At 72.0% G+C, this 21,958-nt stretch carries 21 protein-coding genes, 1 tRNA gene and 1 pseudogene; 15 read left to right on the forward strand and 8 right to left on the reverse strand.

Annotated elements, in window-relative coordinates; translation table 11 throughout:
* Positions 1-91 precede the first annotated feature (91 nt).
* The 3 genes from A6A25_RS29155 to A6A25_RS29165 are packed head-to-tail and all read left to right on the forward strand — an operon-like array spanning position 92 to position 3,024.
* On the forward strand, positions 92-1,300 hold the full coding sequence (locus tag A6A25_RS29155; RefSeq protein WP_241828979.1) for a hypothetical protein: 1,209 nt from the start codon (positions 92-94) through the stop codon (positions 1,298-1,300).
* A 9-nt stretch (positions 1,301-1,309) separates the two neighbouring features.
* Positions 1,310-2,005, forward strand: a complete 696-nt coding sequence (locus A6A25_RS29160; protein ID WP_073895597.1) for a response regulator transcription factor — start codon at positions 1,310-1,312, stop codon at positions 2,003-2,005.
* Entirely contained in the window at positions 2,005-3,024 is a 1,020-nt protein-coding gene (locus A6A25_RS29165) for a sensor histidine kinase (protein WP_073895599.1), read from the forward strand. The genes A6A25_RS29160 and A6A25_RS29165 overlap by 1 nt, the downstream gene beginning before the upstream one ends.
* Here the strand turns inward: A6A25_RS29165 and A6A25_RS29170 are convergent.
* Positions 2,993-4,012 carry an NAD-dependent epimerase/dehydratase family protein gene (locus A6A25_RS29170; RefSeq protein WP_073895601.1) on the reverse strand — a complete coding sequence of 340 codons (1,020 nt, stop codon included), beginning with the start codon at positions 4,010-4,012 and terminating at the stop codon, positions 2,993-2,995. The two genes, A6A25_RS29165 and A6A25_RS29170, sit on opposite strands and share 32 nt — an antisense overlap.
* Positions 4,013-4,107: 95 nt before the next feature.
* Between A6A25_RS29170 and A6A25_RS29175 the strand changes: the two genes are divergently transcribed.
* On the forward strand, positions 4,108-4,608 hold the full coding sequence (locus tag A6A25_RS29175) for a MogA/MoaB family molybdenum cofactor biosynthesis protein (RefSeq protein ID WP_015098113.1): 501 nt from the start codon (positions 4,108-4,110) through the stop codon (positions 4,606-4,608).
* Entirely contained in the window at positions 4,605-4,814 is a 210-nt protein-coding gene (locus tag A6A25_RS29180; RefSeq protein ID WP_073895603.1) for a hypothetical protein, read from the forward strand. Before A6A25_RS29175 ends, A6A25_RS29180 begins: the two co-directional genes overlap by 4 nt.
* A gap of 197 nt (positions 4,815-5,011) precedes the next feature.
* Here the strand turns inward: A6A25_RS29180 and mscL are convergent, their stop codons facing one another.
* The 4 genes from mscL to A6A25_RS29200 all read right to left on the reverse strand — a co-directional run bounded on the left by mscL (position 5,012) and on the right by A6A25_RS29200 (position 7,798).
* Complete coding sequence (gene mscL / locus A6A25_RS29185; protein WP_073895605.1) at positions 5,012-5,407, reverse strand: large-conductance mechanosensitive channel protein MscL; 396 nt, start codon at positions 5,405-5,407, stop codon at positions 5,012-5,014.
* An 841-nt stretch (positions 5,408-6,248) separates the two neighbouring features.
* Positions 6,249-6,758, reverse strand: coding sequence for an SAF domain-containing protein (locus A6A25_RS29190; RefSeq protein WP_073895607.1), 510 nt, complete (start codon positions 6,756-6,758; stop codon positions 6,249-6,251).
* 90 nt (positions 6,759-6,848) lie between these two features.
* A complete protein-coding gene (locus A6A25_RS29195; protein WP_073895609.1) occupies positions 6,849-7,130 on the reverse strand; it encodes an FmdB family zinc ribbon protein in 282 nt (93 codons plus the stop codon).
* A 101-nt stretch (positions 7,131-7,231) separates the two neighbouring features.
* Positions 7,232-7,798 (reverse strand): 5-formyltetrahydrofolate cyclo-ligase, encoded by a 567-nt coding sequence (locus tag A6A25_RS29200; RefSeq protein ID WP_073895611.1) that lies wholly within the window; start codon positions 7,796-7,798, stop codon positions 7,232-7,234.
* A 38-nt stretch (positions 7,799-7,836) separates the two neighbouring features.
* On the opposite strand from A6A25_RS29200, the gene A6A25_RS29205 reads away from it, so the two are divergent.
* The 8 genes and pseudogenes from A6A25_RS29205 (at position 7,837) to A6A25_RS29240 (ending at position 17,439) form a co-directional block, all read left to right on the forward strand.
* Positions 7,837-8,718, forward strand: a complete 882-nt coding sequence (locus tag A6A25_RS29205) for a UTP--glucose-1-phosphate uridylyltransferase (RefSeq protein ID WP_073895613.1) — start codon at positions 7,837-7,839, stop codon at positions 8,716-8,718.
* A 13-nt stretch (positions 8,719-8,731) separates the two neighbouring features.
* The gene (glp, locus tag A6A25_RS29210; RefSeq protein ID WP_073895615.1) at positions 8,732-9,955 is read left to right on the forward strand and encodes a molybdotransferase-like divisome protein Glp; all 1,224 of its coding nucleotides are present in this window, start codon (positions 8,732-8,734) and stop codon (positions 9,953-9,955) included.
* A gap of 33 nt (positions 9,956-9,988) precedes the next feature.
* Positions 9,989-10,645 carry a GNAT family N-acetyltransferase gene (locus A6A25_RS29215; RefSeq protein ID WP_073895617.1) on the forward strand — a complete coding sequence of 219 codons (657 nt, stop codon included), beginning with the start codon at positions 9,989-9,991 and terminating at the stop codon, positions 10,643-10,645.
* 161 nt (positions 10,646-10,806) lie between these two features.
* Positions 10,807-11,511 carry a divisome protein SepX/GlpR gene (gene sepX / locus A6A25_RS29220; protein ID WP_073895619.1) on the forward strand — a complete coding sequence of 235 codons (705 nt, stop codon included), beginning with the start codon at positions 10,807-10,809 and terminating at the stop codon, positions 11,509-11,511.
* 62 nt (positions 11,512-11,573) lie between these two features.
* Positions 11,574-11,646 (forward strand) — tRNA-Ala (locus A6A25_RS29225).
* A gap of 296 nt (positions 11,647-11,942) precedes the next feature.
* Positions 11,943-12,856, forward strand: a pseudogene (locus tag A6A25_RS29230) (DUF1028 domain-containing protein).
* 166 nt (positions 12,857-13,022) lie between these two features.
* A complete protein-coding gene (locus tag A6A25_RS29235) occupies positions 13,023-15,992 on the forward strand; it encodes a UvrD-helicase domain-containing protein (protein WP_073895623.1) in 2,970 nt (989 codons plus the stop codon).
* Between the two features lie 130 nt (positions 15,993-16,122).
* On the forward strand, positions 16,123-17,439 hold the full coding sequence (locus tag A6A25_RS29240) for an alpha-lytic protease prodomain-containing protein (protein ID WP_073895625.1): 1,317 nt from the start codon (positions 16,123-16,125) through the stop codon (positions 17,437-17,439).
* Between the two features lie 91 nt (positions 17,440-17,530).
* On the opposite strand, the gene A6A25_RS29245 is transcribed toward A6A25_RS29240, so the two are convergent.
* Entirely contained in the window at positions 17,531-18,028 is a 498-nt protein-coding gene (locus A6A25_RS29245) for an SDR family oxidoreductase (RefSeq protein WP_158073838.1), read from the reverse strand.
* 58 nt (positions 18,029-18,086) lie between these two features.
* On the opposite strand from A6A25_RS29245, the gene A6A25_RS29250 reads away from it, so the two are divergent.
* A complete protein-coding gene (locus A6A25_RS29250) occupies positions 18,087-18,470 on the forward strand; it encodes a hypothetical protein (protein ID WP_198932903.1) in 384 nt (127 codons plus the stop codon).
* Positions 18,471-18,486: 16 nt separating this feature from the next.
* On the forward strand, positions 18,487-20,400 hold the full coding sequence (locus tag A6A25_RS29255; RefSeq protein ID WP_083668776.1) for a serine/threonine-protein kinase: 1,914 nt from the start codon (positions 18,487-18,489) through the stop codon (positions 20,398-20,400).
* Here A6A25_RS29255 and A6A25_RS29260 read toward each other — a convergent pair.
* Complete coding sequence (locus A6A25_RS29260) at positions 20,351-21,469, reverse strand: APC family permease (RefSeq protein WP_073895629.1); 1,119 nt, start codon at positions 21,467-21,469, stop codon at positions 20,351-20,353. The two genes, A6A25_RS29255 and A6A25_RS29260, sit on opposite strands and share 50 nt — an antisense overlap.
* On the reverse strand, positions 21,466-21,858 hold the full coding sequence (locus tag A6A25_RS29265) for a DUF2000 domain-containing protein (protein WP_198932904.1): 393 nt from the start codon (positions 21,856-21,858) through the stop codon (positions 21,466-21,468). The genes A6A25_RS29260 and A6A25_RS29265 overlap by 4 nt, the downstream gene beginning before the upstream one ends.
* Positions 21,859-21,958 lie beyond the last annotated feature (100 nt).

The raw sequence follows: 21,958 nt of genomic DNA on the forward strand, positions 1-21,958 counted from the left end.
AAATCGTGACGTCCGGCCCAGTTCTTACGGACCGCTGACGGATGCCCCCGCCACCACGCGGACCGGCCCGGACCGGCCTTACGGTGGGCGTGTGCTCCGTGTCCTGGCCGCCGTGGCCCTGGTCGCCTCGGCCGTCGTGGCCGGCGCGCTCCTACCCGATGACCGCGTCCACGCCCCCGCCCCGCCGCTGTTCGCGCACTGGCTGCCGCACGTCGGCATCGGCACACCGTTGGCCGTGCTGGTGGCGGTGGCCGTGGTCGTGTGGGGTCCGAACCTGGCCGGGCGGCTGGAGTGGCGCGCGGCCCTGGGCGTGGGTTACGCGACCGCCCTGGCGTGGACGTTCTCGCTGGCCCTGGTCGACGGCTGGGACCGCGGTTTCACCGGCCGGCTGACCACCGAGCACGAGTACCTGCACGAAGTGCCGGGCGTGACCGACGTGCCCGCGATGCTGCGCGAGTTCACCACCCGGATCCTGGACTACCAGCCCGACTCGTGGGCCACGCACGTCTCCGCGCACCCGCCGGGCGCGTTCCTGGTGTTCATCGGGCTGGACCGGGTCGGGCTGGCCGGCGGCGCGTGGGCCTCGGCGTTCGTGGTGCTGGTCGGCGCGTTGACGGCGGTCGCGGTGCCGGTGACGGTGCGGGCCGTCGTGTCCGAGGAGCACGCGCGGGCCGTGCTGCCGTTCGTGGCGCTGTTCCCCGGCGCCGTGTGGATCGGCGCGTCGGCGGACGGGCTGTTCGCGGGCGTGACGGCGTGCGGGATCGCGTTGCTGGCGACCCGGCGCGCGCTGGCGGGCGGCGTGGTGCTCGGCTTCGGCGTGTTCCTGTCGTACGGGCTGGTGCTGATCGGTGTGCTCGCCCTGGTCGTGCTGTGGCGGGACTGGCGGCGGATCGGTATGGCCGTGCTCGGCGCGTCGGCCGTGGTGGCGGGGTTCGCGGCGCTCGGGTTCTGGTGGCTGGACGGCTACCACTTGGTCGTCGAGCGGTACTACCAGGGCATCGCGACACCCCGCGCGTACGGATACTGGGTGTGGGCGAACCTGGCCGCCGCCGTGTTCGCCTGTGGTTTCGCGCCGTTCGCGGCACGGTGGCGGGGGTCTGCGGTCACACTGGCGGCTGCGGCGGCGGTGGCCATCCTGGCCGCCGACCTGTCCGGGTTGAGCAAGGCCGAGGTGGAACGGATCTGGCTGCCGTTCACCGTGTGGCTGGTCGTGCTCGTGCCGGACCGGCGGCGGACGTGGCTGGCGGCGCAAGCGGTGACCGCGCTCGCGGTCAACCACCTCCTGTTGACCAATTGGTGAGGCGCGGACATGGGTGAGACGACCGGGCGGGTGCTCGTCGTGGACGACGACATGACCGTGCGCGACGTGGTGCGCCGGTACCTGGAGCTGGCCGGGCACGAGGTCGAGCTGGTCGGCGACGGCGAGACCGCGTTGCACCGGATCGCCGAGCGCGAGCCGGACCTGGTGGTGCTGGACCTGATGCTGCCCGGCGTGGACGGGCTGGAGGTGTGTCGTCGGCTGCGGGTGCGCAGCGCGGTGCCGGTGGTGATGCTGACCGCGCTGGGCGAGGAGGAGGACCGGATCGCCGGGCTCCAGCTCGGCGCGGACGACTACGTGACCAAGCCGTTCAGCCCGCGTGAGCTGGCGTTGCGGGTCACGTCGGTGCTGCGCCGGTCGCGGGTGGCGGCGACGCGGTCGTCGTCGGTGCTGGAGGACGGCGGGCTTCGGGTGGACGTGGGCGCGCGGTCGGCGTGGCTGGACGGGCGTGAGCTGTCGCTGACCACCCGGGAGTTCGACCTGCTGGTGTTCTTCCTGACCAACCGGGGCACCGCGTTCAGCCGGGGCGAGCTGCTGTCGCGGGTGTGGGGCTGGGAGTTCGGCGACCAGTCCACCGTGACCGTCCACGTGCGACGGTTGCGGGAGAAGGTGGAGGTCGACTCGGCGCGGCCGGTGCGGATCGCCACCGTGTGGGGTGTCGGCTACCGGTACGACGGCGGTGCGTGATGCTGACCGAGATCTACCACATCCTGCCGTACGCGGTGCTGTTCTCGCTGCCGCTGGCGCTGCTCGGGGCGGTGCTGCTGCGGCGGTTGCAGAACGGGTCGCTGGCCACGGCGCTGACCGTGCTGGCGATCGTGCCGGTGGTCGCGACCATCGGCGGCGTGCTCGCGGTGAGCGGGTTCATGTTCACCCCGATCCTCACCACGACCGTGCTGGTGTGCCTGCTGGTGGCGCTGGTGACGGTGCCGACGGCGGTGCTGCTGGGCCGGGCGCTGGCGCGGCGCAGCGTGTGGGAGAGCGAGGCGCGGGCACGGGAACGCGCGGCCGAGGCGTCGCGGCGGGAACTGGTGGCGTGGATCAGCCACGACCTGCGCACACCGCTGGCCGGGATCCGGGCGATGGCCGAGGCGCTGGCGGACGGCGTCGTGTCGCGGCGTGACGAGGTCACCGAGTACGCGGGGCGGATTTCCACCGAGGCCGAGGCGCTGTCCGGGATGGTGGACGACCTGTTCGAGCTGTCCCGCATCACCGCGGGCGCGTTGCGGCTGACGCTGTCGGAGGTGCCGCTGGCGGACGTGGTCAGCGAGGTCGTGGCGGCGGAGAGCCCGGTGGCCTCGCGCAAGGGCGTGCGGTTGCGGACGGACGCGGCGACGTGGCCGGTGGTGCTGGGCAGCGACCCCGAACTGGCCCGCGTGGTGCGCAACCTGCTGTCCAACGCGATCCGCCACACCCCGCCGGACGGCACGGTGGCCGTGCAGGTGGACGTGGACGGCTCGTCGGCGTTGCTGCGCGTGGACGACGGGTGCGGCGGCATCCCGGAGGCGGACTTGCCGCGCGTGTTCGACGTGGCGTTCCGCGGCGCGCCGCACCGGCAGCCCGTCGGCGGCGGGCTCGGCCTGGCGATCGCGCGGGGCCTGGTGGAGGCGCACCAGGGCACGATCGACGCCCGCAACCACGGGCGCGGCTGCCGGTTCGAGGTGCGGCTGCCGCTCAGCGCAGGGGGTCCGTTGCGAACTGCTTGACGCCCGCCGCGAACGGCGTGGTGGCGTGGAAGCCGAGCAGTTCACGGGCCCTGGTAGGGTCGGCGACGACGTGCCGGACGTCCGCGGGGCGTGCGCCGCCGATCATGCGCGGACTCGGGCCGCCGCACGCCTCGGCCAGGTGGGTGGCGAGGTCGCCGACGGTGTGCGGTTCGCCGGAGCAGATGTTGAGCGCGGTGAACGTGCCCGGTTCGGCCGGCCTGCCGATGGCCAGCACGTTGGCTCGCGCCACGTCCGTGACGTGCACGAAGTCGCGGCGCTGCCGGCCGTCTTCGAGGACGGTGGGCGCCTCGCCCCGTTCGAGCGCGCTGCGGAACAGGCTCGCCACGCCCGCGTACGGGGTGTTCTTGGGCATCCGCGGGCCGTAGACGTTGTGGTAGCGCAGCGCCCAGACCGTGCCGCCCGTCTGGCGTGCCCACGCGGCCGCGTAGTGCTCTTGGGCGAGCTTGCCGGCGGCGTACGTGCTGCGGGGGTCCAGCGGGGCGTCCTCGGGGACCAGGCGCGGCTCCAGGGGGCTGCCGCAGTGCGGGCACGGCGGTTCGTAGTGGCCCTGGTCGAGGTCGGCTTGGCGGCGTGGGGCGGCCAGGACGACGCCGTGCTCGGCGCACTCGTACCGGCCCTCGCCGTACACCACCATCGACGAGGCCAGCACCAGGTGCCGCACGTCCGCCTCGTGCATCGCGGCGAGCAGCACGGCTGTGCCGAGGTCGTTGTTGCGGGCGTACAGGGGTGCGTCGGACGGGTCGAGGCCGTGGCCCACGACGGCGGCCTGGTGGCAGACCACGTCCACTCTTTCGAGGAGTCTTTTCACCGTGTCGGGATCGGTGACGTCGTGGGTCACCGGTGGATGGTCGCGGTGGGCCTGCGGGAGGTAGGCGTCGAGCACGACGACTTCGTGGCCCTCTTCGGCCAACTGGTCGGCGATGTGTGAGCCGATGAACCCGGCTCCGCCGGTGAGGAGAACACGCACGTCACCGAAGTTAGGGGTGGTTCGGCGGGAAATCGCGGGGCGACAGCGTGACGTCACGGAACCGTCAGATCCGCCGATTGGCTACGGTTGCGTTCATGGAACGCAGCGCGCAGCGACTGGGACGCGCCCTTGTCGTGATCGTGGACGACCGGGTGGCGCACGGTGAGCACGACGACAGCACAGGACCGCTGGTCACCGAGTTGCTGGAGGAAGCAGGGTTCATCGTCGACGGCACGGTCGCGGTGGAGGGTGAGGTCGTGGGCATCCGCGCCGCGCTGAACACCGCGGTGATCGGTGGTGTCGACCTGGTCGTCACCGTGGGCGGCACCGGCGTGTCGCCGCGCGACGTGACACCGGACGCCACGCAGGGCGTGCTCGACCGGCCCATCGCCGGGATCGCCGAGGCGCTCCGGGCTTCGGGGCTGGCGGCGGGTGCCGTGGACGCGGGCATCTCGCGGGGGCTGGTCGGCGTGTCCGGCAGCACCCTCGTGGTGAACCTGGCCGGGTCGCGGTCGGCGGTGCGTGACGGCATGGCGACGTTGTCGGCGCTGGTGCCGTACGTGATCGAGCAGCTGTCGGGGTTGGACGAGGCGTGACCGGGCCAGCCGACGACGCCGACCCCGCCACCTCCGCCGCTCCGGCCCCTTCGGCCGATTCGGCCGCGGAGGAGGCGGCGCGGCGTCGTCGGCTGGCCGAGGTGTTCGGCGACGTCCTGCCGGAGGACTCGTCGGACGAACCACGCCCGACCGGCCGCGACGACCGGTGGTACGAGGAGAACCGGCCGCCACACCACGGCGGCTAGCGCCCTGGCCGATCCTCCGGCCCGCGCCACCGCGCCTTGATCGAGGTCGGCGAAGACCATGACCTTCGTCACGGTGCTGCCGAGCCGGTGGACGCCGCCGCGGCGGGTGACTGGGCGCCGCCAAGCAGCCGCGGTCGTACCCGTCCCGCCTCGGCCGACGACTCCGTTGTCGTTGGCGTGGTTCGCCGGCAGTCGCGTCAGTCCTGACGCTGCCGCTGGGCGAGCAGGTCCCGGATCTCCTTGAGCAGTTCGACGTCGGTGGGCTCGGCGGGGCCGGGCTCCTGGCCGCGCTTGCGACGTTCCTTCAGCTTGTTCATCGGCAGGACGAAGATGAAGTAGACGACGGCGGCCACGATCAGGAAGTTGATCGCCGCCGTGATGATCGCGCCGAAGTCCACGATCGTCTTGTCGCTCTTGCCGAGCTGCACGGCCAACCCGTTGATGTTGTTGCCGCCGAACAGTGCGATGATCGGGTTGATCAGGTTCGTGCTGAACGCGGTGACGATCGCGGTGAACGCGGTACCGATCACCACTGCCACGGCAAGATCAATCACGTTGCCGCGCATGAGGAAGTCCTTGAAGCCCTTGATCACAGCTGGCTCCTCCATTCGGGCGTATAGGTGGGGGCGAGCGGAGGGTAACCGCTCCACCCCACCTCGGTAACACTCCGCCTCCGTGTGTCGCCCCCACCAGCCCCGCACCACGCCTGAACCCACTCCCGAACACCGGCCCCCAATCCACCCACCCGCCACCCAGCCCGTGACCACCGGGCCTGACGCGGACAGACAGCCGCCCGACCCATCCGCCGGTCCCCACCCCACCCCAGCCCGCCCACCACCCACCCACCGCCGCTTGGCACTGCCCACCGACCGCCGCCACCGCTGCCTCTCCTGTCGGGCGCTGCGGACGGAGGGCGCTGCCGGCCAGCCGCGAACCGCTGCGGCCTATGGGTGCTGCCGGCCGCTCGCGACCGCTGCCCGCCGCCTGTCGATCACCGGCCATCCGTTGCCGCCACTGGGCGTTGCCCTCCGACCGCTGCAGACAGCGGGTGCAGCCAGTCGCTCGTGGACCGCTGTGGCCGTGGGCGGTGCCTGCTGCCCGTGAACTGCTGCGGCTGGTGGGTGCGCGCGGCCGCCTGCCGACCGCTGTGCCGGTGGGTGCTGGCGGCCGCCTGCGGACCGGCTGCCCCTGCTGCCCGCCGACCGCTGCCCGCCGACCGCTGCCCGCCGACCGCTGCCCGCCGACCGCTGCCCGCCGACCGCTGCCCGCCGACCGCTGCCCGCCGACCGCTGCCCGCCGTCCCACGACCGCCGACCGCCGTCCACCGACTGCCGCCGATGCCTGCCCGCTTTGATGCAGGTGGGTGGGTCGTCGTCACGTACGGCTTGGTGGATGAGGTCGGTGGCGCAGGGCCGGTGGGGTAGGGGTGTGGAGTCAGCGCAGGATCACGGCCAGTGGGCCGGCCAGGGTTTCGGCGGCTATCCGGTGTGCCGACGCGCGTTCGGCGGAGATCACGACGACCTCGCCCTCGCGCACGGCGACCACCGAGGCGTCCGCGGCCAGCACGTGGGACTCCGCGCCGACGACGTCCACCCGGCTCCCCGGCCTCAGCAGCCCCACCACGCCCGCGTCGGCGAGGCGGATGGCCACCGAGGACACGGCCGGGTCGGCCGGTGCCAGACGGGCATCGGTCAGCGGTTCGCCGGAACGGGCCGCGCTCACCAAGCGCCTGCCTAACGCGTCACGCTCCGCCACCGCGCCGGACGGCGACAGGGACGGCGGCACGGCGACCACCCGCACGTCGTCCGCACCCAACGGCACGCCCGGTGCCAGGTCTCGGGCGGCCACGACCAAGTTCACCGTCGGGTCGTCCGGCAGCACGGCCACGCCCACGGCTACCAGGGCCAACAGGCCCGCGAGGATCCTTCTCAGGTGGAGGAGCATGCGTCCGACGTTAGGGACTGATCATGCCTCGGGACAGCGCGAACCCCCGAGCTGTGGACAACTCGGGGGCCTGTGGACAACTTCGACGCGTCAGGACGCGGCGGCGGCCGGAGTCGAAGACGAAGACGAAGACGACGAGGAAGAAGACTCCGACTTCGCGGACGACGTGGAAGAGGAAGTGGAAGCAGAAGAGGACGAACGGCTGTCGGTCCGGTAAAAGCCGCTGCCCTTGAACACGACACCGACCGCGCCGTACAGCTTGCGCAGCTTGCCGGAGCACTCGGGGCACGCGGTCAACGCGGAGTCCGAGAAGGACTGCACCGCTTCGAACCGGTGGTCGCACTCGGTGCAGGCGTACTGGTAAGTCGGCACGGTGGGCCCTCCACGAGTCCTGGTTGGCACTCCTCCGTCACGAGTGCCAACACCGATGATGCGCCACCCGGCATATGTGGCGCAAACATCACAGGTCAAAGTCACAGCAACGGCAGGCGCACCAGCCCCCGCCCCGGCGTCAGCACCGCGTCCACGCGCACGTCATGGGGCTCCGCCGGCAACGACGGCACGAACTCCTCGTCCCGCACCAGAGCAACCGTCGGACCTGTGGACAACCTCAACGCCCGGTCGTAGAAGCCGCCACCCTTCCCCAGTCGCACCCCGCCGTGATCCACCGCCAACGCCGGCACCAGCACCAACGCCGCCGAACCCACCGCCGAAGCACCCGACAACGGCCCCACCGGCTCCCGCAACCCGAACGCACCCACCCGCAGCCGGCCGTCGTACGGAGCCCAGTCCAACCCCTCCCCGACGACCACGGGCAGCAACACCCGCAGCCCGTGCGCCCGCAACGCCTCCACCATCGTCAACGACCCGGGCTCCACCGCCGAAGCGACATAAGCGCACACGGTCTCACCAGCGGAAACCTCAAAAGCAGCAACGGCCGACACCACTTCGGCCGTCATCGGCGGCATCACCGCACTGCGCCGCGCGGCCCGCAGCCGTGTGCGCAGAGTGGCCTTCCGATCACGTTCACCGGACGTCATGGCAGGTCACCCTAAGCGCGCCGTTACGCTCGCTGCCCATGAGCGCCTTCCAGACAGCAATCGTGCCGGCGGCAGGCCTGGGCACGCGCTTCCTGCCCACCACCAAAGCGGTGCCCAAGGAGTTGCTGCCGGTCGTCGACACCCCTGGCATCGAACTCGTCGCCACCGAAGCGGCCGAAGCGGGCGCGACGAAGCTCGTCATCGTGACCTCACCCGGCAAGGACGCGGTCGCGGAGTACTTCCGGCCGCAGCCGGAGCTGGAGGCGACGCTGGAGGAGCGCGGCAAGACGGACCTGCTCGCCAAGGTCCGCCGCGCACCGAACCTGCTCACCGTCGAGACCGCCGTCCAGGACAAGGCCCTGGGCCTCGGCCACGCGGTCGGCTGCGCCGAGGGCAACCTGACCGGCGCGGACGACGCCGTCGCCGTCCTCCTGCCCGACGACCTCGTGCTGCCCACGGGCTCGCTGAAGAAGATGGCCGCGGTCCGCGAGAAGTTCGGCGGCAGCGTGCTGTGCGCGTTCGACATCCCCAAGGAGCAGATCTCCGCCTACGGCGTCTTCGACGTCCGGGACACCGGTGACGACGACGTCAAGCAGGTCGTCGGCATGGTGGAGAAGCCCAAGCCGGAGGACGCGCCGTCCACGTTCGCCGCGGCCGGCCGCTACCTGCTCGACCGCGCGATCTTCGACGCCCTCAAGCGCATCACGCCGGGCGCGGGCGGCGAGCTGCAGCTCACCGACGCCATCGCGCTGCTGATCAACGAGGGTCACCCGGTGCACGTCGTGGTCCACCGCGGTGGGCGACACGACCTGGGCAATCCGGGGGGATTCCTCAAAGCTGCGGTTGACTTCGCACTTGAGCACCCCGATTACGGGCCCGAGCTGGGGGAGTGGTTGCGGGCACGCCTCGCCAACTCCTAAAACGAGGTCAACTATGAGGTCAGTGGACGAGCAGCTCGCCAGGGTGGTCGCCGCCGCCGTGCGGCCCGCCCCGGTGCGGGTGGCGATCTCCGAGTCGCAGGGCCTGCTGTGCGCCGAGGAGGTCGTCGCCGAACGCGCGTTGCCCGGGTTCGACCAGGCGGCGGTCGACGGCTACGCCGTGCGCAGCGTCGACGTGCAGGCCGCCAACGAGGAACCGGTCACGCTCCCCGTGGTCGGCGAGATCCCGGCGGGGTCGCGCCAGCCCAGACGGCTGCAGCCCGGCCAGGCGGTCCGGGTCGCGACCGGCGCGCCACTGCCCACCCTGGCCGACGCCGTGGTGCCCATCGGCTTCACCGACGGGCACCCGGCGAAGGTGACCGTGCGGCGCTCGGTGCCGTCCGCGGCGTTCGTCCGGCGCACCGGCGAGGACGTGCAGACCGGTGACGTCGCGGTGCGCCGCGGCGCGTCCATCGGCGCCGCGCAGGTCGGCCTGCTCGCCGCCGTCGGCCGCAACAAGGTGCTGGTCCACCCGCGGCCGCGGGTGTCGGTGATCTCGATCGGCGAGGAACTGGTCGACGTCGACCGCACCCCCGGCCAGGGCCAGGTCTACGACGTCAACTCCTACTCGCTGGCCGCCGCCGCGCGGGACGCGGGCGCCGAGGTCAGCCGGGTCGGCATCCAGTCGCCGGACCCGCGCCGGCTGCGCGAGGTCGTGGAGGGACGGCTGCTGCTGTCGGAGATCGTGGTCGTCGCGGGTGGCGTCGGGGGCGTCATCGGCGACGAGGTGCGCGCGGCGCTGGCCGACCTGGGTGACGTGGACGTGACGCGGGTGGCCATGCACCCCGGTTCGGTGCAGGGTTTCGGCCGGCTCGGACCCGACGCGGTGCCGACGTTCCTGCTGCCCGCGAACCCGATGAGCGCCCTGGTCGTTTTCGAAGTGCTGGTGCGTCCGCTGATCCGGGCCGCGCTGGGCAAGCGCAACCCGTACCGGCGGGCGGTCAGCGCGCGGCTGCTGTCGCCGCTGACCTCGACCAAGGGCCGGCGCGGCTACCTGCGCGGCCAGCTGCTGCGCGACGCGGACAACGGCGAGTACCTGGTGCAGCCGCTGGGTACCTCCGGGTCGCACCTGCTGGCGTCGTTGGCCGAGGCGAACTGCCTGATCATGGTCGACGAGGACGTGACGGACGTGGCGGTCGGCGAAGAGGTCATGGTCAGCTTCCTCGCGCAACGAGGATGACCTCGCAGCGGGGAACGAGCACGGTGGGGATGGATGGGTTTCGCGGGTGACGGTGGTCGGCACCCCGGCTGGCCCGCGCGGCTCGGGCCGTTGCGGGTCGACGCGGGCCTGGTGGCGCTGCGCCCGCCGAAGCTGTTCGACGCCTCGGCGTGGTCGCGGGCCCGGCTGCGCGACCGGGCGTACCTGGAGGACTGGGAACCCACCGCGGCCGAGGGGTGGCACGAGCGCAACGCGCCGATGGCGTGGCCGCAGCAGTGGTCGTCGCTGAGGGCGTTGGCCCGGCGCGGCCAGGCGCTGCCGTTCGTGATCACCGTGGACGGCGTGCTGGCCGGGCAGATCACCGTGGGCAACATCGTGCGCGGCTCGCTGCGCTCGGCGTGGGTCGGTTACTGGGTGGCGGCCGACCGGGCGCGCGGCGGCGTGGCCACGGCGGCGCTCGCGCTCGTGGTCGACCACTGCTTCGGCGAGGGCGGCCTGCACCGGCTGGAGGCCACCGTCCGGCCGGAGAACGGGGCCAGCCTGCGCGTGCTCGCCAAGGCCGGGTTCCGGGAGGAGGGCCTGTTCCTGCGGTACCTCGACGTGGCGGGCGACTGGCGCGACCACCTGTGCTTCGCGATGACCGCGGAGGAGACGTCCCCGGAGGGGTTGGTACGCCGGTTGGTCGCACAGGGATACGCCCGATCTGCCTGATCTGCGCGCCGAGCGGCTTATTCGGATCACCCGAAAGTGGGTGATACACCACACTTTGGTACGTACGCCAGTCGGCGTGCCTCCGACACAGGTGTGACTGTTGTGACTAGCGTGGCATGCGCACCACCGAGCGTGCCGCGGGGTAGGGGGAGGTGACGGGGATGCCGAGCTCGCTGATCGTCGTGGGACTGGTCGTGGCCTGGTTGGTCGTCCTCGTGCCGATGGTCGTGCGCAAGCGCGCCGACGCGTCACGCGGCAGCATGGAGGAGGAGTACGACGCCATGCCCGAGGACGACACGGACTTCGACGACTACGACGACTACGACGAGCCGGACGCCGACTACGTCGCGCACCGGCCGTTCCGCCCCGGGCGGGGCGGCTACGACCCGGAGACCGCGGCGATCGTGGCCCAGGCGAAGTACGCGTTCCGCCGTCGGGTGGTCGGTACGCTGCTGCTCCTGGCCCTCGTCACCGGTGTCGTCGCCGGTGTGCTGTACCCGGTCGTCTGGTGGGGCCACGCCGCGGTCGACGTGACGCTCTTCTCCTACCTCGCCTACCTGCGCCGGCAGGTGCGGATCGAGGAGGAGATCCGCGCGCGCCGCCAGGCCAGGCTCGCCCAGGCCCGTCGCCGCTCCACCACGCGCCAGGCAGCCGACGTGCCGCCGCAGGCCGCGCCCACGCCGTCGTCCGCGCCTTCCCCGGAGGCCGAGAAGACCCGTGACCAGCCCGGCCTGGCACCGCAGCCGAGGTTCCAGCACCAGCCCCGCCCTGGCACCGTCGTGGTGGACCCGGACGACGAGGACCCGCTGTTCGTCGAGCTGGACGGCCCCGAAGCCCTCCCGTACCGGCGGGCGTCGGGCGAGTAGAGGGGGGTGGCAAAACCACCCCCCGACTACTGATATGCTTCCTCCGCACGACAACAGAACACGGGGCTGTAGCGCAGTTGGTAGCGCGACTCGTTCGCATCGAGTAGGTCAGGGGTTCGATTCCCCTCAGCTCCACTCGTCGAGGGGCGAGGTGTGTCGATGGAAAGCGTCGACCATCTCGCCTCGTCGTGTTTTCCGGGGGTGCAACCCCCGGACCCCGCCCGGAGGGCGCTGCCCCCGGACCCCCGTTCGTAGGTGGTCGGGTTGGTGGTGCGGGGTTGTATTTGCGGAGTGCGGACGCCCTTGACTCGTCATCGCTGGAACTCCGAGCCCTTGGCGTGATTCCGGGGATGTGGGTGAGGGCGGGCACTCGGTAGGTGGGCGATTGTCCGCGTCGGATATTCGATTGCGGCGGCGGAACGCGGGTTCGGATGATCGCGGCCGTGACTTACTCGATCGTGGCGCGTGACGCTGAGACCGGATGCCTGGGCGTGGCGGTGCAGAGCGGGGTGCTCGCCATCGGCCGCGGGTGCCTGCCGCGCTCGCTGGAGTCGGCGCGGTGGTGGTGCAGGCGGGGTCGGAACTGCCTTGGCGGTCGATGCTGCTGGACCTGCTGGCGAGCGGGATGAGCGGCGAGCAGGCGGTGCGAGCGCTGGCGACCGTTCCCGGTGCGGCGGAAGCGCAGTTCGCGGCGGTGGGCGTGCGAGGTCCGGCGTCGGTGTTCACCGGTCCCGACTGCATTTCAGAGGCGGGGCACAGCGCGCGTGACGCGGTGAGCGTGCAGGCGAACATGATGGCGTCCGCGACGGTGTGGCCGGCGATGCTGGAGGCGTACTCCACGGCTCCCGGTGACCTGGCCGACCGGTTGGTGGCCGCCTTGGTCGCCGCCGAACGGGAAGGCGGGGACGTGCGCGGCCCGCAGTCGGCCGCGCTGCTCGTCGTCGGGCCGCAACGGGGTGCGCAGGCGACGGGCAACGCGGACGACCCTGTGATCGACCTGCGCGTTGACGACTCGCGCGACCCGGTGGGTGACCTGAGCCGTCTGCTGACCGTCGCGCGTGCCCACCGCCACCTGATCCGCTCCGGGATGACGGCCGGTGACGACGCGCTGCGCAACGCCGAACTCCCCGCGGCCGTCGCGATCGCGCCCGACGATCCGGCGGTGTTGCGGTCGGCCGGCATCACCCTCACCCTGCACGGTTTCGCGGACGAGGCTCTGCCGCTGCTCGAGCGCGCGATCGCGGTGGAGCCGGGGGTGCAGCGATGGGCGCGGGTGTCGGCTGAACGCGCGCTCCGCAACGGCAACCTCAACGGCGCGGTGCTGCTCGACTGGCTGAACGGCTGAACGGCAGTAACCGTCCCGGTGACCGCCCGACCGCTGCCGTGAAACGCGCCGATGTGATTCGACGGACTTCTCGGGCTACCCGTGAGTGTGGGGCGCCAGGGTGTGGGTTCCTGGTGAATCAGGGTCGGGCGGGAGGCGTTGTCGATCACTCACTACGATCTCGTCGGTGCGCTTTGTGGCGGATCTCCACATCCACTCCAAGTACTCCCGGGCCTGCAGTCGTGACTGCGACCTCGAACACCTGACCTGGTGGGCCCGGCGCAAGGGGATCTCGCTGGTCGGCACCGGCGACTTCACTTACCCCGCCTGGTACGACCACCTGAGTGACAACCTGGTCGAGGCCTCGCCCGGGTTGTTCCGGTTGCGGGACGAGTTGGACCGGGACATCGACCGCAGGCTGCCACCATCGTTGGCCTCGGCGCCGGTGCGGTTCATGCTCTCGGTGGAGATCTCGACCATCTACAAGCGCGGCGACCGCACCCGCAAGGTGCACCACCTCGTGTACATGCCGGACCTGTCGTCGGCGGCGCGGTTCAACGCCCGGTTGGCCAAGATCGGCAACCTCGGGTCGGACGGGCGGCCGATCCTCGGGCTCGACTCGCGCGACCTGCTGGAGATCACGCTGGAGTGCGGCGGCTACCTCGTGCCCGCGCACGTGTGGACGCCGTGGTTCGCGGTGCTCGGCTCGAAGTCCGGGTTCGACGCGATCGAGGACTGCTACGCCGACCTCGCGTCGCACGTCTTCGCGGTGGAGACCGGGCTGTCGTCGGACCCGCTGATGAACTGGCGGGTGTCGGGGCTGGACCGCTACCGGCTGGTCAGCAACTCGGACGCGCACTCGCCGCCGGTGCTGGGTCGTGAGGCGACCGTGTTCGACACCGAGCTCGACTACTACTCGGTGCGCAACGCGCTGGAGACCGGGGACGGGTTCGGCGGGACGTTGGAGTTCTTCCCGGAGGAGGGCAAGTACCACGTCGACGGGCATCGCAAGTGCGGTGTGCGGATGGAGCCCGAGGAGACGTTGGCGCACCGCGGGATCTGCCCGGAGTGCGGCAAACCGCTGACGGTCGGGGTGCTGAGCCGGGTGGAGGAGTTGGCCGACCGGCCGCACGGTGCCCGGCCCTCCGGCGCGGCCGGGTTCACCAGCCTGGTGCCGTTGCCGGAGGTCGTGAGCGAGATCGTCGGCACCGGGCCGAAGAGCAAGAAGGTGCTGGGCGAGATCGACAAGCTGACCGCCGCGCTGGGGCCGGAGCTGGTGATCCTGCAGGACGTGCCGGTGGACGACATCGCCGTGCACTCGCCGTTGCTGGCCGAGGCGGTGACCCGGCTGCGGCGCGGTGAGGTCGTGCGCGACTCGGGGTACGACGGCGAGTACGGCGTGATCAGGGTGTTCGAGCCGGGGGAGTTGGAGCGTCGGCGTTCCGCTTTCGCGTTGTTCGACTACGCCGCTCCGGTGCCGTCCACTGTGGAGCGTCCACGGGTCGCTGCTCCTGTTGTTGCTCCTGTTGCTGTGCCTGTCGTTTCAGCTCCGGGTTCGTTGCTGGACGGGCTGGACCCGGAGCAGCGCGCGGCGGCCGAGGTGGGCGGTGGGCCGTTGCTGATCATCGCCGGGCCGGGGACGGGGAAGACGCGGACGTTGACGCACCGGATCGCGGACCTGGTGACGTCACGGGACGTGCCGGCGTCGGAGTGCCTGGCGATCACGTTCACCCGACGTGCGGCGGAGGAGATGGCGGAACGGCTGGCCGCCCTCGTCGGTGACGCGGTCGGTGAGATGACGATCGCGACGTTCCACTCGCTCGGCGTGTTGATCCTGCGTGCGCACGGTGCGGCGTTCGGGTTGTCGGCGTCGTTCGGGGTGGCGGATCCGGAGGGGCAACTCGCGGTGGCGCTGTCCGTGGTGGCGGACGAGAAGGAGGCGCGGGCGCTGATCGCCGCCGGTGACGACCGGTACAAGAAGGCGTTGCGGGCGCAGGACCTGGTGGACTTCGACGACCTGATCACGCTGCCGCTGTCGTTGCTGGAGTCGTCGCCGGACCTGGTCGAGGCCTACCGGCCGCGGTGGCGGTGGGTGTCGGTGGACGAGTACCAGGACGTGGACGAGCAGCAGTACCGGCTGTTGCGGCTGCTCGTGCCGCCGGACGGCAACCTGACCGCGATCGGCGACCCGGACCAGGCGATCTACCGGTTCCGCGGTGCCGACGTCGGGTTCTTCCTGCGGTTCCGGGAGGACTTCCCGTCGGCGCGGACCGTGCAGCTGACCAGGAACTACCGGTCGTCGTCAGCGGTGGTGACGGGTGCGCTGGAGGTGATCGCGCCGTCGTCGCTCGTGCCGGGGCGGGAGCTGCGGCCGATGGTGGACCACGGTGCCGCGCCGATCGGTGTGCACCACGCGTCGTCGGAGGCGGCCGAGGCGGCGTTCGTGGCGCGGACGATCGAGCAGGTGCTGGGCGGTGCGTCGTTCCACGCGTTCGACAGCGGGCGCGTGGTGGGTGACGGCACGCAGGGGCTGGGTTTCTCCGACTTCGCTGTGCTGTACCGGACGGATCGCCAGTCGCGGGCGTTGGTGGAGGCGTTGACGCAGTCGGGGTTGCCGTTCCAGAAGCGGTCGCACGACCGGTTGGCGGACCGTCCCGGGGTGGCGCGGATCGCCCATGAGGTCGCTTACGCCGCCGGTGCGACCGTCCTGGAGCGCGTGCGTGCGGTGGCGGGTGACGACCACACCGCGTACGAGCTGCTCAAGCCCCTGGCCACGGAGTGCGGGACGGACTTCGAGCGCTTCCACACGGCTCTCGCGCTGGGGGTGGAGGTCGACACGTGGGATCCCCGGGCGGACCGGATTTCGCTGCTCACGTTGCACGCGTCGAAGGGCCTGCAGTTCCCGGTCGTGTTCATCGTCGGGTGCGAGGACGGCGTCCTGCCACTGCGCTGGCCGGGTGAGGAGGACGAGGAGTCGGTAGCCGAGGAGCGTCGACTGCTGTTCGTGGGGATGACGCGGGCGCAGCGGCACTTGTTCGTGAGTCACACGACCGGGCGACCGAAGTCACCGTTCTTGGCGAGCTTGAAGGCCTTCGAGCAACTGGGCGACGCGCAGCCGCGGCGCAAGCGGAAGGGTACCCAGCTCAGCCTGCTGTGAAGATCACGAGTGGACTGGACCATAACGCGGCGTTATGACTGGACTGGCATATCCGCCCGGCCTTTTCGCCGGCTAGCGTCGGGTCAACGGCCCCGCATCCCGTGTCACCACCCCTGCAAGGAGACAGCGGATGACTCGACGTAGCGTCGCCGCGGTCGCCGTGGCGGTCTTGAGCGCTGCCGGACTGGCAGCTGCACTGGCCACCACCGCGACCGCGGGTCCCCCACCGCCCCAGACCGCCGCCGACGGCGGCATGGTCGCCGCCATGGCGCGCGACCTCCACCTGACCCCCGACCAGGCCCGCGCGCGCATCCAACGGGAGGCGGACGCGGCTCGGACGGAGAGCACGCTGAAGGCACGGCTCGGGCCCGGCTTCGCGGGTGCCTGGCTGAACGCCGACGCCACCGAACTCGTCGTCGGCGTCACGTCGGCGTCGCAGATCCAGGCCGTCGAAGCGGCGGGCGCACGGCCGAAGCTGGTCCAGCGGTCGCTCGCCCAGCTCGACGCCCTCAAGGTCAAGCTCGACCAGAACGCCGGCAGCGCACCGAAGTCCGTGCCCGGCTGGTACGTCGACACACCCACCAACACCGTGGTCGTCCTGGCCCGCGATGTGGCAGCCGCGAAAGCGTTCGCGCACGCCAGCGGGCTCGCCGACGCCGACGTCCGGATCGAACGGTCCACTGAGGAACCGCGCCCGCTGATCGACGTGATCGGCGGCAACGCCTACTACATCGGCAGCGGCTCGCGCTGTTCGGTCGGGTTCGCGGTCAACGGCGGGTTCGTGACCGCCGGACACTGCGGCCGCACGGGTGCGAGCACGACCCAGCCCAGCGGCACGTTCGCCGGCTCCAGCTTCCCCGGCAACGACTACGGCTGGGTCCGCACGGCCGCGGGCAACACCGGCCGCCCGCTGGTCAACCGCTACCCCGGCACGGTGCCGGTGGCGGGTTCCACCGAGGCACCCGTCGGCGCCTCCGTCTGCCGCTCCGGTTCCACCACGGGCTGGCGCTGCGGCACCATCCAGCAGAAGAACACCTCCGTGACCTACCCCGAAGGCACGATCACCGGCCTGACCCGCACGAACGCCTGCGCCGAACCCGGCGACTCCGGCGGCTCGTGGCTGACCGGTGACCAGGCGCAGGGCGTCACCTCCGGTGGCTCCGGGAACTGCACGTCCGGCGGGACGATCTACTTCCAGCCGGTCAACGAGATCCTCCAGGTCTACGGCCTCCAGTTGATCGTCAGTGGCGGCGGCCCCACCAGCACCACCTCGCCGACCACGACGAGCACCACCAACCCGGGCCAGACCACCTGGCAGCCAGGCGTCGCGTACGCGATCGGCTCCCTCGTGACGTACGAAGGCGTCGGGTACAGGTGCTTGCAGGGGCACACGTCCCAACCAGGCTGGGATCCGCCGTCGGTGCCCGCCTTGTGGCAGCGCGTGTGAGCTAGCGGCGAGCGCACGCGCGGGGGTCCGGCTCGCACACGCGGCGAGCCGGACCCCTTCGCCGCACGGCCCGACCTCACGCGGCCCGACCTCACGCGGCTCGACCCACCCGGCCAGACCTCGCACGGCTCGACCCCGCGCACCCCAACCCGGCGCGGCCGGATCCCGCACACCTCGACCCAGCGCGGCCCAGCTGCGCACGGCCCAACGCCTGCGGACGCCGACACCGCGCGGCCGGACCCCACGCGGCCCGGCTCAGCACTGCCGGACCCCGCGCGGCTCGGCCCCACGGCGCCCGCACGTTCACCGCGAACACCTCGTCGAACGCCTCGGGCGTCACGTCCTCGATCGCCGCCGGCAGCCCGATCGCGGCGTTGTTCACCAGCACGTCCAACGGTGGCAGCGCCGCCACCAGCGCGTCGAGCTCCGAAGGCAACGACGCCCGCACCGCGAACGAACCACGCCCGGCCTCCGAAGCCACGGCGGCAGCCGCGTCGGCGTCCCGCGCGCAGTGCACGACCACCCGCATCCCGTCCGCCGCCAACCGCAGCGCGATCGCCCGCCCGATCCCACGACTCGCCCCGGTCACCAACCCGCCGAGCCTCTACGCCGCGTTCGGCGACAAACGCGCCCTCTTCACCGAAGCCGTGGCCCGCTACCAGCAGACCTACGGCGCGTTCACCGCACGAGCCCTCGACGAGGAGCTGACCGCGCGCCAGGCCGTCGAGCGGATCCTGACCGAGGCCGCGGTCGAGTACACGACCCCCGACCGCCCCAAGGGCTGCCTGGTCCTCAGCGCCCCCGAGCTGCACGACCTGCGTGACCAGGCCAGACAAGCCCTGGAGAGCAAGATCCGGCACGACGTCGCCACCGGCGCGCTCCCCGCCGGCACCGACCCGCACCGCCTGGCGGTGTTCGTCGCGGCCACCGTCCGGGGCATGTCCTCGCTCGCCCGTGACGGCGCCACGCGGGCTGAACTGCACGACGTTGCCCGGACGGCGCTGACGGCGTGGCCCGCACCCGTACCCTGAGAGGCGACGAGAAGGGGTGGTGCGGGTCGTGGAGCTGGCCGAGTCGCTGCTGGCGTGGCTGCACGGCTGGACCGGTGTGCCCCTCTGCCCCGGCGACTGGGCCTGGACGGTCACCGCGTTCGGCGCGCTGATCGGCGTGCTGCCGACCATCGCCGCCCTGCTGTCGATCACCGTCCGCCGCGTGGTCGGCAACTCCTACGGGCCGTTCACCGGCGCGATCTTCGCCGTGCTGGGTGTGGTCAGCACCCTGGTCCTGCCGTGGATGGCGTTCACGGCCGCCTACAAGCTGCTGCGCACCCGCGCGCTGCCGGGCATGGAGTCGCTGGACGAGGCGCCGTGCATGGCGTTCAGCCAGTACGACTACCTGGTCCTCGCGGACTCGTTCGTCACGGTGGTCACCGGCCGGGCCGGGGTGGAGGACATGATCGCCGCGGGTGCCGCCGCGGTGCTCGCGCTGCTGTGCCTGCTGTTCGTGATGCTCCAGGCGGGCTCGGCGTTCCGGCTCGGCCCGAACTGGCCGCGGCGGGTGTTCTGGCCCCCGTTCCTGGTCCTGCTGCTGTCGACGTCCGCGCTGCCGGTCACGCTGGTGGGCCACCTGCTGCTCGGGTTCTTCCCGATCGCGGTGTTGGGCTCCTTGGTCGTGCGGGTTTTCGGGTTGACTACCGCCATGCTGAACCGCCCCGGTCGCGATCGCGGGAACCCGAGCCCGCAACCCGCGGTGTCGAGAACGCCCTCGGCGCCGCAACCCCAGAACCGCCAGTCCCAGCCGCACAACCAGCAGCCGCACAACCAGCAGCCGCAGAAACCGCCGCCGTACCAGGTGGAGAAGCCGCCGCCCTACCAGCCCGCGCAGATCCCGCCGTACCAGCCGATCCCGCCCTACCGGCCCACCCCGCCGCAGCGGCACTACCCGCCGACGCGGGTCGCCGACGTGCCCGTCGAGCCGCCGAAGCCGACCAGGGTGGAACAGCCGGCGCAGCTCGCCGACACCCCCGGCCCGCTGCCGTTCGGCCCGGGCAGCGGCGCCACCAGCGCGCCGACGCCCACGCCAGACTCCGGCAAGGTGTGGAACCCGGCCGGTGGCAGGTTCCGGCGGATCCGCCAGCTGGGCCGGGGCGGGTTCGGCACGGTGTGGCTCGCCGTGGACGAGCAGCTGGCCCGCACGGTCGCGGTGAAGCTCGCGCACGCGCCGGACAACGACACCGAGCAGCGCATGCTGCGTGAAGCGCGCGCTCTGGCCGCCGTACGGCACCCGAACTGCGTGCGCGTGTTCGACATCGTGCAGGACCCGGACGGCCTGGCGATCGTCATGGAGTACATCGACGGCCAACCGCTGTCGGACGTCGTGCTCAACAGCGGTCTGCTCGCCGACACCCTCGCCGCCCGGCTCTGGGTGAACATGGCGGACGCGCTGGCCGCCGCGCACGAGCAGGGCGTGCTGCACCGGGACGTGAAGCCGTCCAACGTCATCGTGGACACCCAGGGCACCGCGCACCTGATCGACTTCGGCATCGCCAGGTCGAAGGGCGACAGCACGCTCACCGCCACCGGGATGATGGTCGGCACGCCCGACTTCCTCGCACCGGAGACCGCCCGCGGTGAGACGGCCAGCCCCGCGTCGGACGCCTGGCAGCTGGCCGCGACGGTCAGCTACGCGCTCACCGGCCACCCGCCGCGCGGGTCGCGGGAGAACCCGATCTCGTCGCTGATGGCCGCCGCCCAGGGCGAGCCGTGCGTGAAGCTGCCCCAGCACAGCGCCCACGCCCGGTTGCTCACCGCCGCGTTGGACGCGGACCCGGCCAAGCGCCCGTCGTTGGCCGCGATCCGCACCGAGCTGAGCACGTGGCTGTCGCAGGCGGGGTTGAGCAAGGAAGGCCCGGTCACGAGGATGATCGACCGGCCGGAGCCGCCGACCCGACCCGTGCGCTGACCACGGCCGCGACCCCGATCACCAGGGGCACGGCCAGCAGCACGCCCGAGAACGCCAGCACCAGCGCGGTGCAGCCGAGGGCGAACGCGGCCGTGCGGCTGCGGAGGAGCTTGACGGCGGCGGCCAATCCCGCCGCCGTCACCGCGGCCAACGCGGTCGACGCGACGCGCATCACCGCGTCCAGCTCGACGTGCACGCGCAGCGTCACGGCGGTGAGCAGCGCGCACAGCACGAGCAAGCCGGTCAGGCCGTGCCGCCCGCCCAGACGCGCGCCGCCCGCCAGGTAGGTGTTGATCGCGCCGAACGTCAGCAGCGTCGCGGCCACCGCCGTGACCAGCCGGGCGGACGGCCCGAACGCGCGTTCCAGCAGGTCGGCGAGCGGGACGTCACTCGTCGTGCCCGCCGTGGTGACGGCCAGCCCCAGGTACAGCACCGCGACGACGACCAGCGTCCGCCGGGTCGCCCGACGCACGTCGCCGAACTCGTCCGCCAAGGCGCTCGCCGCCTCCCACCCGGAGAACGCGAAGAACAGCACCACGGCCGCGTGCCCGACGGCGAGCCACCCGTGCGGCGCGAAGGGCTCGAAGTCCTCCGCTCGGACATGCGGAACGCTGTACGCGACAGCCACGACCAGGACCGTCGCCAGCAATCCGACCAGCAGCACCTGCGCGCCCGCCGACACCCGCACCCCGGCGTAGTTGGTCGCGAAAGCCCCGGCCAGCAGCACCACGCCGATCAACGCGGGATCGCCGCCACCCAGCGCGTAGGCGATGTACTGCCCACCGACCAGCGCGCCCCCGAGCACGCCGAACGGCACGCCGACCAGGTAGAACCACCACCGGACCGCTCGTGCGGCCGGTCGTCCGTATGCGATCTGCACGAAACCGACCACTCCGCCCCGGTGGTGCACGCCGAGCCGGGCGAACGACACCGCGATCGGCACGCTCAACGCCAGCAGCGCGGCCCACGCCAGCACGGAAGCGGGCCCGGCGGCGGCGTTGGCCAGGGCGGGCAGCACCAGCACGCCGGGGCCGAGCACCGCGCCCACGTACATCGCGGTGAGCCTCATGCCATCAACGGGAGCTTGCGGGTCAACCGGGTCACCTCGGCGCGCGGGCCGTACAGGGCGACGGCGACGAACTCGGGGTCCTCGGTCCCGGCGAGGGCTTCCAGGTAATCGGGGTAGGTGCGGGCCCGGCGGGCGACCTCGGTGAAGCCGATCTTCAGCACGCCGTCGGCGCGGTGCAGGGCCTTGAGGTGCTCGGCGGACGTGGTCAGCACCGGCACCGGGTGGGTGTTGAGGCCGAGGTGGACGGTGCCGTCGGCGTCCTTGGCGTCCTCGCCGAGGATCTCGGGCAGCCGGGCGCCGAGGGTGAGGCCGAGGCAGACGGCGGCGTTGGCGGCGAGGTTCGGCGGCAGGTCGTCACGCAGGACGATCGCGAGTTTGGTGGGCAGCACTTCAGGTCCGTTCGTTCGGTGGATTGCCTCCAGACTTGTCCACCTGAATGCTGCGATCCAGAGCAGCCGAACTTAATTCGTGCCAGCGTGTCATGATCTG

It is taken from the genome of Saccharothrix sp. CB00851 (assembly GCF_001905065.1).
Classification (GTDB): domain Bacteria; phylum Actinomycetota; class Actinomycetes; order Mycobacteriales; family Pseudonocardiaceae; genus Actinosynnema.